This window comes from Streptomyces sp. NBC_00988 (assembly GCF_045162645.1).
In the GTDB taxonomy this organism is placed as follows: Bacteria; Actinomycetota; Actinomycetes; order Streptomycetales; family Streptomycetaceae; genus Streptomyces.
Genome location: NZ_CP108730.1, coordinates 8,531,859 through 8,543,847, shown reverse-complemented (window position 1 = coordinate 8,543,847; position 11,989 = coordinate 8,531,859). Strand labels below are relative to the sequence as shown.

At 70.0% G+C, this 11,989-nt stretch carries 11 protein-coding genes and 1 riboswitch; of the genes, 7 read left to right on the top strand and 4 right to left on the bottom strand.

The window, feature by feature from the left end:
• Positions 1–115: 115 nt before the first annotated feature.
• The 7 genes from OG496_RS39360 to OG496_RS39330 all read left to right on the top strand — a co-directional run bounded on the left by OG496_RS39360 (position 116) and on the right by OG496_RS39330 (position 6,754).
• Positions 116–634 (top strand): Lrp/AsnC family transcriptional regulator, encoded by a 519-nt coding sequence (locus tag OG496_RS39360; protein WP_033282630.1) that lies wholly within the window; start codon positions 116–118, stop codon positions 632–634.
• On the top strand, positions 619–1,998 hold the full coding sequence (locus OG496_RS39355) for an aspartate aminotransferase family protein (protein WP_328678360.1): 1,380 nt from the start codon (positions 619–621) through the stop codon (positions 1,996–1,998). Before OG496_RS39360 ends, OG496_RS39355 begins: the two co-directional genes overlap by 16 nt.
• A gap of 206 nt (positions 1,999–2,204) precedes the next feature.
• Positions 2,205–2,945 carry an ABC transporter ATP-binding protein gene (locus OG496_RS39350; RefSeq protein WP_399387566.1) on the top strand — a complete coding sequence of 247 codons (741 nt, stop codon included), beginning with the start codon at positions 2,205–2,207 and terminating at the stop codon, positions 2,943–2,945.
• A complete protein-coding gene (locus OG496_RS39345) occupies positions 2,927–4,291 on the top strand; it encodes a hypothetical protein (RefSeq protein WP_405974234.1) in 1,365 nt (454 codons plus the stop codon). Before OG496_RS39350 ends, OG496_RS39345 begins: the two co-directional genes overlap by 19 nt.
• Positions 4,292–4,355: 64 nt before the next feature.
• Positions 4,356–4,763: a VOC family protein gene (locus tag OG496_RS39340; protein ID WP_405974233.1), complete on the top strand. Its 408-nt coding sequence runs from the start codon at positions 4,356–4,358 to the stop codon at positions 4,761–4,763.
• 25 nt (positions 4,764–4,788) lie between these two features.
• Positions 4,789–5,910: an LOG family protein gene (locus OG496_RS39335; RefSeq protein ID WP_405974232.1), complete on the top strand. Its 1,122-nt coding sequence runs from the start codon at positions 4,789–4,791 to the stop codon at positions 5,908–5,910.
• A 160-nt stretch (positions 5,911–6,070) separates the two neighbouring features.
• Positions 6,071–6,754 carry an LAETG motif-containing sortase-dependent surface protein gene (locus OG496_RS39330; RefSeq protein ID WP_405974231.1) on the top strand — a complete coding sequence of 228 codons (684 nt, stop codon included), beginning with the start codon at positions 6,071–6,073 and terminating at the stop codon, positions 6,752–6,754.
• 66 nt (positions 6,755–6,820) lie between these two features.
• Here OG496_RS39330 and OG496_RS39325 read toward each other — a convergent pair whose 3' ends face one another.
• From OG496_RS39325 to rlmN, 4 genes are all read right to left on the bottom strand, one after another.
• Entirely contained in the window at positions 6,821–7,885 is a 1,065-nt protein-coding gene (locus OG496_RS39325) for an ABC transporter ATP-binding protein (protein ID WP_405974230.1), read from the bottom strand.
• Positions 7,886–9,487, bottom strand: a complete 1,602-nt coding sequence (locus OG496_RS39320; RefSeq protein WP_405976804.1) for an ABC transporter permease — start codon at positions 9,485–9,487, stop codon at positions 7,886–7,888.
• 65 nt (positions 9,488–9,552) lie between these two features.
• The gene (locus tag OG496_RS39315; protein ID WP_405974229.1) at positions 9,553–10,629 is read right to left on the bottom strand and encodes a thiamine ABC transporter substrate binding subunit; all 1,077 of its coding nucleotides are present in this window, start codon (positions 10,627–10,629) and stop codon (positions 9,553–9,555) included.
• A 71-nt stretch (positions 10,630–10,700) separates the two neighbouring features.
• Positions 10,701–10,806: riboswitch (TPP riboswitch) on the bottom strand.
• A 41-nt stretch (positions 10,807–10,847) separates the two neighbouring features.
• Positions 10,848–11,954: a 23S rRNA (adenine(2503)-C(2))-methyltransferase RlmN gene (rlmN, locus tag OG496_RS39310; RefSeq protein WP_328678371.1), complete on the bottom strand. Its 1,107-nt coding sequence runs from the start codon at positions 11,952–11,954 to the stop codon at positions 10,848–10,850.
• Positions 11,955–11,989 lie beyond the last annotated feature (35 nt).

Genomic DNA, 11,989 nt, shown 5'->3' with positions numbered 1-11,989 from the left:
CGCCCAGCCCACGTTTTCAACACCCCCGATCGCGTCAAGGCTACGAAATCCGCAAGTCTCGACCACGTAAACAACGAATTTCATCGAAGCGGCCTTGCGGAACGGTCGAGACGTCGTGCACAGTGAAGCCGTGGCCAGTCGCAGCGCAGAACAGAGGGACTCCCGCGAGTCCAGGAACGGCAGCACTCCTCATCTGGACGCCGTCTCCCTCGCCATCATCGAGCAGCTCCAGGAGGACGGCCGCCGGCCGTACGCCGCGATCGGCAAGGCCGTCGGCCTCTCCGAAGCGGCCGTGCGTCAGCGCGTCCAGAAGCTGCTCGACCAGGGCGTCATGCAGATCGTCGCCGTCACGGACCCACTCACCGTGGGCTTCCGCAGACAGGCGATGGTCGGTGTCAACGTCGAAGGTGATGTCGAGAACGTCGCCGACGCGCTGACGGCCATGCCGGAAGTGGAGTACGTGGTGATGACCGCGGGCTCGTACGACCTCCTCGCCGAGATCGTCTGCGAGGACGACGACCACCTGCTGGACGTCATCAACAAACGCATCCGGGCTCTCCCCGGCGTGCGCTCCACCGAGAGCTTCGTTTATCTGAAGCTCAAGAAGCAGACCTACATGTGGGGAACCCGATAACCGTGAGCAAGGACCTCAGCCGCACCGCGTACGACCACCTGTGGATGCACTTCACCCGCATGTCCTCGTACGAGAACGCGCCCGTTCCCACGATCGTCCGTGGCGAGGGCACCTACATCTACGACGACAAGGGCAAGCGCTACCTCGACGGTCTCGCGGGCCTGTTCGTGGTCCAGGCCGGTCACGGCCGCGCCGAGCTGGCCGAGACCGCCGCCAAGCAGGCGCAGGAGCTGGCGTTCTTCCCCATCTGGTCGTACGCCCACCCGAAGGCCATCGAGCTGGCGGAGCGTCTCGCCCACTACGCGCCGGGCGACCTGAACAAGGTCTTCTTCACCACCGGCGGCGGCGAGGCCGTAGAGACTGCCTGGAAGCTCGCCAAGCAGTACTTCAAGCTGCAGGGCAAGCCGACCAAGTACAAGGTCATCTCGCGCGCGGTCGCCTACCACGGCACCCCGCAGGGCGCCCTGTCCATCACCGGACTCCCGGCCCTCAAGGCCCCGTTCGAGCCGCTGGTGCCGGGCGCGCACAAGGTCCCGAACACCAACATCTACCGCGCCCCGCTCTTCGGCGACGACCCGGAGGCCTACGGCCGCTGGGCCGCCGACCAGATCGAGCAGGAGATCCTCTTCGAGGGCCCGGAGACCGTCGCCGCGGTCTTCCTGGAGCCGGTGCAGAACGCCGGCGGCTGCTTCCCGCCGCCGCCCGGCTACTTCCAGCGCGTGCGCGAGATCTGCGACCAGTACGACGTGCTCCTGGTCTCCGACGAGGTCATCTGCGCCTTCGGCCGCCTGGGCACGATGTTCGGCTGCGACAAGTTCGGCTACGTCCCGGACATGATCACCTGCGCCAAGGGCATGACCTCGGGCTACTCCCCGATCGGCGCCTGCATCATCTCCGACCGCCTGGCCGAGCCGTTCTACAAGGGCGACAACACCTTCCTGCACGGCTACACCTTCGGCGGCCACCCGGTCTCCGCCGCGGTCGGCCTCGCCAACCTCGACATCTTCGAGCGCGAGGGCCTCAACCAGCACGTCCTCGACAACGAGGCCAACTTCCTGCAGACCCTGCAGAAGCTGCACGACCTCCCGATCGTCGGCGACGTCCGCGGCAACGGCTTCTTCTACGGCATCGAGCTCGTCAAGGACAAGGCCACCAAGGAGACCTTCACGGACGAGGAGTCGGAGCGCGTGCTCTACGGCTTCGTCTCCAAGAAGCTCTTCGAGTACGGCCTCTACTGCCGCGCCGACGACCGCGGTGACCCGGTCATCCAGCTGTCGCCGCCGCTGATCTCCGACCAGTCGACCTTCGACGAGATCGAGGGCATCGTCCGCCAGGTGCTCACGGAGGCCTGGACGAAGCTCTGATCGTTCCGAGGTTCGGATCTTCCTTCTGGATGATCAACACCGGCCCCGGCGCCGCCGTTCGAGTGAGAAACGGCGGCCCGGGGCCGTGTGCTGTCCGGGCTCCCTTCGCCCCCTCCTTAGCGTGCCAGTGACCGATCGGCCCTGCCTTCGTTCCCCCGGACGGGGGATGCGATACGGGAAAACGGATCAGAACGAGGTGTACGCGCATGGTGGCCCCGCCGGACAACGACGTGCTCTGGGCACGTGCCCTGCACTTCCAGCACCACGACGGAACGCCCGCGCTCGGCGGCGTCTCGCTCGGGGTCCGGGAGGGCGAGATCCTCGCCGTCATGGGCCCGCGCGGCAGCGGCAAGACGACCCTGCTGCGCTGCCTCTCCGGCCTGGAGCGCCCGAGCCGCGGCGAGGTCTGGTTCAACAGCGTGCCCGTGCACACCATGGGCCCGCTCACCCGGGAACGGCTGCGCCGCGACCGCTTCGGCTGGATCGACCCGGCGCCCGTGCTCGTCCCGGAGCTGAACGTCTGGGAGAACGCGGCCCTCCCCCTGATGCTGCGCGGCACCAGCCGCCGGCGCGCCAAGACCGCAGCCCTGGAGTGGCTCGACCGCCTCGACATCGGCGACCACGCCCGCAAGCGCCCGCACGAGCTGCGCCAGGCGGAGCGCCAGCGCGTCTCGATCGCCCGCGCGCTGGCCCCGGCGCCGACGGTCCTGTTCGCCGACGAGCCGACCGCCCCGCTGCACCGCGCGGACCGCGCCCAGGTCCTGCGCACGCTCACGACGGCGGCCCGCTCGCACGGCATCACGGTCGTCCTCGCGACCCACGAGGCGGAGACCGCGGCCCTGGCGGACCGTACGGTGTCGCTTCTGGACGGACGCCGTGTGAACACGGTTCACCTCCCCCCGGTCGCCGAGTCGGAAGGCCGGGCCGCGTGCTCGCTCTCCGTCTGACCCGCGGCTCGCACCCCGCCGTCCAACTGCGCCGCCTGCTGGTCGCGGTGGCCTCGGCGGGCACGGGCTTCCTCCTCCTCTGCACCCTCGGCTACGCGATGGGCCACCCCGACTCCCCCGCCGCCGCGGCCCTCCGCCTCGCCTGGTGCGCGACCCCGCTGGCCGCCACGGTGTACTTCGCGGTGGCCGTCGCCCGCACCGACCCGGCGACGAAACCCCGCCCCGGCCTCTCCGCGATCGGCCTCGGCCCGGGCCGCCTGATGGCGATCTCGGCGACCACGACAGCCCTCGCCTGCACCCTCGGCTCCATGCTGGCCCTGCTCTTCTTCCTCCACCTCCGCGGCGACCTCACGGGCATGCCCTTCGACGGAGCGGCGGCGGAGTTCCTCGCCTCGGACACCCCCCTCCCCCTCCCCGCCGCACTCACCCTGCTCGCACTCGTCCCCGTGACCGCGTCCGTCTCGGTGGCCCTGACCCTCCGCCCGAAGGACACCAAGCGCCCGTCCTCGACGAAGAACGGCCCGAGGTCCTACGGCCGTTTCGGCGCCTACGGCAAGTCGGGCACCCGCGAGACCTTCGGGGCGTACGGCAGGTTCGGCGCCCACCTGCGAACGGGCGGCCGTACGGCGGCAGTCGAGGAGGCGCCCTCCCCTGCGCCCGAGCCCGCAGCAGACGCCGAGCCGACCGCCACCGTCACGGGCCCCGTCGACCTGGACCCCACCCGCCCCCCGGCCCCCCGCGAGGTCCCCAAGGGCCTCCCCTGGGGTGTGGCCGTCCTCGCCGCCGGGCTCGCCGTCGAGGCGTACGCGAACCGGACGGCGGACACCGACGGGCTGTCGATGCCCGGCGGTCACGCGGGCGGCCCCGCGGGGGTGCTGGCCGGCTGGGTCCTGACCGCGCTCGGTCTCGCCCTGGCGGGCCCCGGCCTCACCCACCTGTGCGGACGGCTCCTCCAAGCCGTGCGCCCGGGCGCCCTCCGGCTCCTCGCGGGCCGGGTCCTCATGGAGGAGGCGACCCGCATCGGCCGCCCGCTGGGCGTGGTCTGCGCGGTGGCGTCGGGCGCGTACGCGATGACGGCGCTGTACGACACGGACGCGTCCGTCGGCCCGCTGACGACCCTCGGCACGCTCCTGGTGACCGGCTGCACGGTGGCGACCCTGCTCACCGCCGCCGTCGAGGCCCGGCAGGCCCGCGCCGCCACCACGGCCGCGCTGGTACGGCTCGGCGCCCCGGCCACCGTGCTGCGCAGCGCGGCAGCCCTGCGCGCGGGCGCGCTGCTCGCCCTGTTCGTGCCGCTGACCGTCGTGATCGCCGAACTCGCGGCACTTCCGCTCGCCCACCGATGAGTTTTGTGTCGGCCGCCCGTCTACCCACCGAATAGCACGCACGCCCGATGGGAGAGGCCCCAGCATGTACCAGCAGATGATCTTCGTGAACCTGGCCGTGAACGACGCCGCCGCGTCGAAGAAGTTCTTCACCGAGCTCGGTTTCTCGACCAACCCGCAGTTCAGCACCGACGACACCACCTGCGTCGTGATCAGCGAGACGATCATCGCGATGCTCCTGGAGAAGAAGCGCTACAGCGACTTCACCAAGAAGGAGATCGCCGACTCGGCCAAGACCAGCGAGGTGCTGCTGTGCCTGAGCGCCGAGAGCCGCAAGAAGGTCGACGAGCTGATCAACAAGGCGGTCGCGGCGGGCGGCACCGCCAACGACGACGTCCAAGACCAGGGTTTCATGTACGGCCGCTCCTTCGAGGACCTCGACAGCCACTCCTGGGAGATCGTGTGGATGGACCCGGCGGCCGTCCAGGGCTGAGCAACTCGGTGCCTAGCATGGGCGGGTGCAGACGAGCCCGGCCCATGCGGCCCACCACGACGAACGCGAGATCGAGACGGTCGAGGACTTCGACGCGACCGTCTCGTCCCGCGGCACTCTCGCCGGACACCGCGTCCAGGGCGTCGATCTGACGGACCGTACGCGGGAGTTGCTCACCACGGACACCTCGGGCGCCGTCTTCCTCGGCTGCCCGATGCGCGAGGAGGCGGCCGCGAAGATCCGGGCCGACGGCGCCCTGGTCTTCCCGCCCGTCCCGCACCTCCCGTTCGATCCCTACCGCGGCCGTCTCTACACGCCGGACGAGCTGTTCGCCTCGCTCGACAAGGGGTACGAGCAGACCCCGGACGCGCTCGCGTACGCCTGGTTCCAGCGGACCAAGGCCGACGGCGACATATACGCGTCGATGCTGCGCGCCGTCCACGACGACTCCGTCTCCGACGCCCTCGACGAACTCCTGCGCGGCGCACGGGTGGTGGGCGTGATGGGCGGCCACGCGATGACACGCGGGACGGCGGCCTACGGCGGTGCCGCTCGCCTGGGCCGCGAGCTGAGCCGGGCCGGCTTCACGGTGGCGACCGGCGGCGGACCCGGCGCGATGGAGGCGGCCAACCTGGGCGCGTACGCGGCGCCGTACGAGGACGCCATGCTGGAGGAGGCGTGCGAACTCCTCGCCGGATCACCGTCGTTCAGCCCCTCCATCACCGACTGGGCGGATCGCGCCTTCGAGGTCCGCACCCGCTGGCCCAAGGGCAACCACTCGATCGGCATCCCGACGTGGTTCTACGGCCATGAGCCGCCGAACGCGTTCGCGTCGCACATCGCCAAGTACTTCGCCAACGCCACCCGCGAGGACGGCCTGTTGGCCCGCTCGAACGCGGGTGTGGTGTTCCTGCCGGGCGCGGCCGGGACCGTACAGGAGATCTTCGACAACGCGACGCCGAACTACTACGAGTCGCGCGGCGAGCCCACGCCGATGGTGCTCGTGGACCGGGAGCACTGGACGGAGCGGCTGCCGACCTGGCCGCTGCTGCGTGCACTTGCCCGGGAACGGCCAATGGAGGCCCGTATCGCCCTCGTTGACCGGATCGAGGAGGCTCCGGAGGCACTGAAACGTCTCACTGATTAAAGTGCAGGTAAAGGCAACTGCTGTACACCGCATATGCATTGACACTGCTTACGCAGCACTTATAGACCAGTGAGACTCCTGGGGGTAGTGGTGCCTCACCTCATTGCCGCCCCATCTCCCCCTAAACCCCCCGCAGTTGCACATCCCGTGAAGGGCAAACGTGTCCATATCTCGACGTTCCGTACGCATCCTCGGTGTCGCGTCCGCCTCGGCCGCACTCGCACTCGGATTCGCGGGCAACGCGCTCGCCTGCAACATCAGCGAGTTCTCCGCCGAAGCCACGTGTGACGGCGCCAACGGTGTCATCACCGTCACCGACAAGGACGCCTCCGCTGCCGAGGCGACCATCACGGTGTTCCTGGAGAACAACGGTTCCGACGCCAAGCAGATCGGCGACGCGCAGACTGTCAAGGGCTCGAAGGAGGGTGTCACCATCACCTTCGCCGAGGACTGGCAGCCGAACGCGACGTACCGCGTTCACGTCAAGGCCGGCAACCAGGTCGACAAGGACATCACGCCGAACCTGACCACCCCGTCCAAGGCCTGCGCGACGGACTCGCCCAGCCCGACCCCGACGGAGGCTTCCCCGACGCCGTCGGCGACCGCCTCGACTCCGGCCGAGTCCGACACCCCGACCCCGTCGGCCACGGAGAGCAGCAGCACCGCTCCCGCGACGACGACCGACAACGCGCCGTCCCCGGCGGCCGGTTCCTCGAACCTCGCCGAGACCGGTGCCAACTCCAACACCGGCATGATCGCCGGCATCGCGGGCGCCCTCGTCGTCGTGGGCGGCGGAGCCGTCTACTTCGGCATGCGCCGTCGCGGTGCGAGCAACGGCAGCTGATCAACAGCCGCTGAACCACCCGCTGTTGTGGCCCGTCCGGTTCGTGGGGACGGGCCACACACATGTCTACCGGCCGCCGAGCACGACGGTCTCGGCCGCGTCGAACTCCACCCCGACCACGCCCCCGACCTCCGGCGCCTCCCGCAACGCGCACGCAGCCTCCAGCCGCGGCGCGTCCTCCGGCTGGAGCTGTACGGCGACATGGGTGCCCTTGAAGGTGCGGGCGGCGACCGTGCAGCGCAGGCCCTCGTCGGCGGGCAACAGGCGTACGCCTGCGGGGCGTACGAGGAGTGTGCGGGTGCCCTGGGGGGCGTCCTCGGGGACCGGGACCTTGCCCCAGGGGGTGTCGGCGGCTTCCCCTGCGACCGTGGCCTCGACCACGTTGTCGAAGCCCAGGAAGCGGGCCACGAACTCGTCGGCGGGGTGCTGCCAGACCTCAAGTGGCGTACCGGACTGGGCGATCCGCCCGTCCCGCATCACCACGACCCGGTCGGCCAGCGCGAACGCCTCGCCCTGGTCGTGCGTGACCGCGAGCACGGTCGTGCCCAACGTGCCGAAGAGCTCCCGGAGTTCGACGACCAGCCGTTCCCGCAGTGACCGGTCGAGCTGGCCGAGCGGTTCGTCGAGCATGAGAAGACGGGGCTGAGGCGCCAGGGCGCGGGCGAGCGCAACCCGTTGCTGCTCACCCCCGGACAGCCCGGCGACGGCACGGCGGGCGGCACCCGGCAGTCCGACGAGGTCGAGCAACTCGCCCACCCGGTCGTCCTGTTGCTTCTTCGACGCCCCGTGCATACGCAGCCCGAAGGCGACGTTGCCGGCCACGTCCCGCTGCGGGAACAGCTGGTGGTCCTGGAACATCAGACCCACCCCGCGCTTGTGCGCGGGCACGCCCGACTGGTCCCGGTCGTCGAGCAACACCCGCCCGGAGTCCAGGGGTTGGAGCCCGGCGACCGCCCGCAGCAGGGTCGACTTGCCGCTCCCGCTGGGCCCGAGCACACACACGATCTCGTGCTCGACGACCCCGAGGTCGACGGCGTCCAGCACCGGGCGCCCGCCGAACCGTACGGTCGCGCCCTCAAGGCTCAGCAGCGGCCTGTTCTGCGGCACGCTCGGCGGCATGTTCGGCGGCATCTAGAACTCCCCCGTCCGGTCGGTGCGCAGCCGCTCAAGCACCAGCAGGGCCACGGCGCACACCACCATCAGAATCGTCGAAAGGGCCATCGCCTGGCCGTAGTTGAGATCACCGGGCCGGGACAGCAGCCGCGCCACCGCGACCGGCAGCGTCGGGTTGTCGGGCCGCGCGATGAACACCGTCGCCCCGAACTCGCCCAGCGACACCGCGAACGCGAACCCGGCGGCGATCAGCAACGCCCGCCGTACGAGCGGCAGATCGACCTCGCGCCACACCCGCCACGGCGACGCCCCGAGCACGGCCGCCGCTTCCCGCAGCCGCCCGTCCACCGCCCGCAGCACGGGCAGCATCGTCCGTACGACGAAGGGAACGCCGACCAGCGCCTGCGCGAGCGGCACCAGGATCCATGAACTCCGCAGATCCACCGGGGGTTTGTCGAGCGAGATCAGGAACCCGAAGCCGACCGTCACCGCGGACACCCCGAGCGGCAGCATCAGCAGCGCGTCGAAGCCCCGCACCAGCCGCCCGGCGTCGCGCCGGGTGAGGGCCGCGGCGGCGAGACCGCCGATCACCACGGCGATGGCGGTGGCGGCGACGGCGTACTCCAGCGAGTTGCCGATCGCGGCGATCGGCGGGACCAGGAAGGTGCCGCCGTCGTCGTGGGTCAGCGCGCGGTAGTAGCCGAAGTCCGCTGTGTCCAGAGACCGTTGGACCAGCACGGCGAGCGGCAGCAGAAGCAGTACGGCGATGGACGCGACGACTCCGGCCAGCAGGGTCCACTGGCCGGCCCCGCGCGGGCGCCGTGCGGTCACCGACGGGTCCACCAGCCGTAGGGCGCTCTCCCGTCGTCGTACCGTCCAGGCGTGGACGGCGAGGATCGCGCCGACCGCGACGAACTGGACGATCGTCAGCACGGCCGCCGTGGACAGGTCGAAGACCTCCGAAGTCTGGCGGTAGATCTCGACTTCGAGGGTCGAGAAGGTCGGGCCGCCGAGGATCTGGACCACGCCGAAGGAGGTGAAGGTGAAGAGGAAGACCATCAGCGCGGCCGCGGCCACGGCGGGCCCGAGCGCGGGCAGCGTCACCGTCCGCCAGGCCCGGAGCCGGGACGCGCCGAGCATCCGCGCGGCCTCCTCCTGACGCGGGTCGAGCTGGGCCCAGAGGCCGCCCACCGTCCGTACGACGACCGCGTAGTTGAAGAAGACGTGCGCGAGCAGGATGGCCCACACGGTGGTGTCCAGCCGTACGCCCCACAGGTCGTCGAGGAGCCCGCCCCGGCCGACGAGCGCGAGGAACGCCGTACCGACGACGACCGTCGGCAGCACGAACGGGACCGTCACGACGGCCCGCAGGACGTGTCGGCCGGGGAAGTCGAAGCGCGCGAAGACGTATGCGCCGGGGAGCGCGATCAGCAGCGTGAGCGCGGTCGAGGCGAGCGCCTGCCAAGTGGTGAACCACAGGACGTGCCGGATGTCGGACTGCGCCAGCACATCCCAGATACGGCCCAACTGCCAGGCGCCGTCGACCTTGAGGCCGCGCGCGACGATCGCGGCGACGGGGTAGGCGAAGAACACCGCGAAGAACGCGACGGGCACGGCCATGAGCCCGAGCCGCGTCACGTTCCCCTTACGGGTCCGCCTCGGGGCTGCTTCAGCCGCCGCTTCGGCTACTTCAGTACGAGCGAGGTCCACGACTTGACCCACTGGTCCCGGTCGGCGGCGATCTTCGCGGGCGCCATGGTCTCGGGGTCCGAGGCCTGGCGGCCGTACTTCACGAACTCCTGCGGCACCTGGGCGCCTTGGATCACCGGGTAGACGAACATGTTGAGCGGCATGTCCTGCTGGAACTCCTTGGTCAGCAGGAAGTCGAGGAACGCCTTGCCGCCCTTGGTGTTCTGGGCGTTGCTGAGCAGCCCCGCGTACTCGGTCTGCCGGAAGCAGGTGCCGTACGACACCCCGGTGGGCGCGGTGGTCGGCTTCGGGTCGGCGTAGATGACCTCGGCGGGCGGCGAGGAGGCGTACGAGACGACGAGGGGCCGGTCGCCGCCCGCCTTCTTGCCGCTGGCGGACCCGGAGAACTCCTGGTCGTAGGCCTGTTCCCAGCCGTCGACGACCTTGACGCCGTTGGCCTTGAGCTTCTTCCAGTAGCCCTGCCAGCCGTCGTCCCCGAACTGCGCGGCGCTGCCGAGCAGGAAGCCGAGGCCGGGCGAGGAGGTGGCCGCGTTCTCGGTGACGAGGAGGTTCTTGTACTCGGGCTTGACCAGATCCGCGAACGAGGTCGGCGGGGTCAGCTTGTGCTTGCTGAAGTAGGCCTTGTCGTAGTTGACGCAGATGTCGCCGGTGTCGATGGGCGTGACCCGGTGCTTGGTCTGGTCGACGCGGTACTCGGGCTTGACGAGCGTGGAGCCCTTCGCGTCGTAGGACTGGAAGAGGCCGTTGTCGAGCGCGCGGGAGAGGAGGGTGTTGTCGACGCCGAAGAAGACGTCGCCCTGGGGGTTGTCCTTGGTCAGGATCGCCTTGTTGACCGCCTGGCCGGCATCGCCGTCCTTGAGGACCTTGACGGTGTAGCCGGACTGCTTCTCGAAGTCCTTGAGGACGCTCTTCGAGACGGCCCACGAGTCGTGGCTGACGAGGGTGACGGTCTTGGAGTCACCGCCGCTGCCGCTGTCGGACGAGCCGCACGCGGAGAGGGTGAGCAGGCCGAGGCCGACGGCCGCGGCCATGAAGGTCTTGGTGTGGTGCATGGGTGTTTTCCTCCTGGGGTGTCCAGGAAGAGACGCGGCCCCGCCCACAGGACGTGGGCAGGGCGCAACAGCAAGAGTGGTGACCGAACTTCCTACCCAGAATGACCTGGGCGAGGTTCAGAGGGTCTGCGGACAATCCCGCACTCTCAGCGCTGTGGCGCTCCCCTGTCGGAATATGAAGATGTACCTGCGTGTACTACGCGGAACAGGTTACCGGGTCACCGCTCGGTGGCGGCGAGTTGGCCGCACGCTCCGTCGATCTCCTGGCCCCGGGTGTCCCGGACGGTGACCGGCACCCCATGGGCCGCGATGGCCTCGACGAACGCCTTCTCGTCCTCGGGGCGGGAGGCGGTCCACTTCGAGCCCGGCGTCGGGTTCAGCGGGATCAGGTTGACGTGCACGGGCTTGCCCTTGAGGAGCCGGCCGAGCCGGTCACCGCGCCACGCCTGGTCGTTGATGTCACGGATCAGCGCGTACTCGATGGACAGCCGGCGCCCCGACTTCGCCGCGTACTCCCAGCCGGCGTCGAGGACCTCGCGCACCTTCCACCGCGTGTTCACGGGGACCAGGGTGTCGCGCAGGTCGTCGTCAGGAGCGTGCAGCGAGATCGCGAGCCGGCACTTGAAGCCCTCGTCGGAGAAGCGGTGGATCGCCGGGACCAGTCCGACCGTCGAGACGGTGATCCCACGCTGCGAGAGGCCGAGGCCGTCCGGCTCGGGGTCGGTGAGGGCGCGGATCGACTGGACGACCCGCTTGTAGTTGGCGAGGGGCTCGCCCATGCCCATGAAGACGATGTTGGAGAGCCGCGCGGGACCGCCGGGAATCTCGCCGTCGCGCAGCGCGCGCATCCCGTCGACGATCTGGTGCACGATCTCACCGGTCGACAGATTGCGGTCCAGGCCGGCCTGTCCGGTCGCGCAGAACGGGCAGTTCATGCCACACCCCGCCTGCGAGCTGATGCACATGGTGACCCGGTCCGGGTACCGCATCAGCACCGACTCGACGAGCGTCCCGTCGAACAGCCGCCACAGCGTCTTGCGGGTGGTCTCCTGGTCGGTCGACAGATGCCGTACGACGGTCATCAGCTCAGGAAGCAGCGCCTCCTGCAGCTTGGCGCGCGAACCGGCGGGGATGTCGGTCCACTCCGCCGGGTCGTGTGCGAGGCGCGCGAAGTAGTGCTGCGAGAGCTGCTTGGCGCGAAACGGCTTCTCCCCGACCGCGGCGACGACTTCCTTGCGCTCGGCGGGCGTGAGATCGGCAAGGTGCCGCGGCGGCTTCTGGGCTCCGCGGGGGGCGACGAATGTGAGTTCTCCGGGCTTAGGCATGGCCCTACCAGTGTCGCAGACATACGAAGAGGGAC

What these genes read in the sequence shown, in the direction of transcription:
- OG496_RS39325 (WP_405974230.1), bottom strand. Translation starts at nt 7,885, where the DNA reads ATGCCGCCGAACATGCCGCCGAGCGTGCCGCAGAACAGGCCGCTGCTG.
- OG496_RS39315 (WP_405974229.1), bottom strand. Translation starts at nt 10,629, where the DNA reads ATGCACCACACCAAGACCTTCATGGCCGCGGCCGTCGGCCTCGGCCTG.
- OG496_RS39340 (WP_405974233.1), top strand. Translation starts at nt 4,356, where the DNA reads ATGTACCAGCAGATGATCTTCGTGAACCTGGCCGTGAACGACGCCGCC.
- rlmN (WP_328678371.1), bottom strand. Translation starts at nt 11,954, where the DNA reads ATGCCTAAGCCCGGAGAACTCACATTCGTCGCCCCCCGCGGAGCCCAG.
- OG496_RS39320 (WP_405976804.1), bottom strand. Translation starts at nt 9,487, where the DNA reads ATGGCCGTGCCCGTCGCGTTCTTCGCGGTGTTCTTCGCCTACCCCGTC.
- OG496_RS39350 (WP_399387566.1), top strand. Translation starts at nt 2,205, where the DNA reads ATGGTGGCCCCGCCGGACAACGACGTGCTCTGGGCACGTGCCCTGCAC.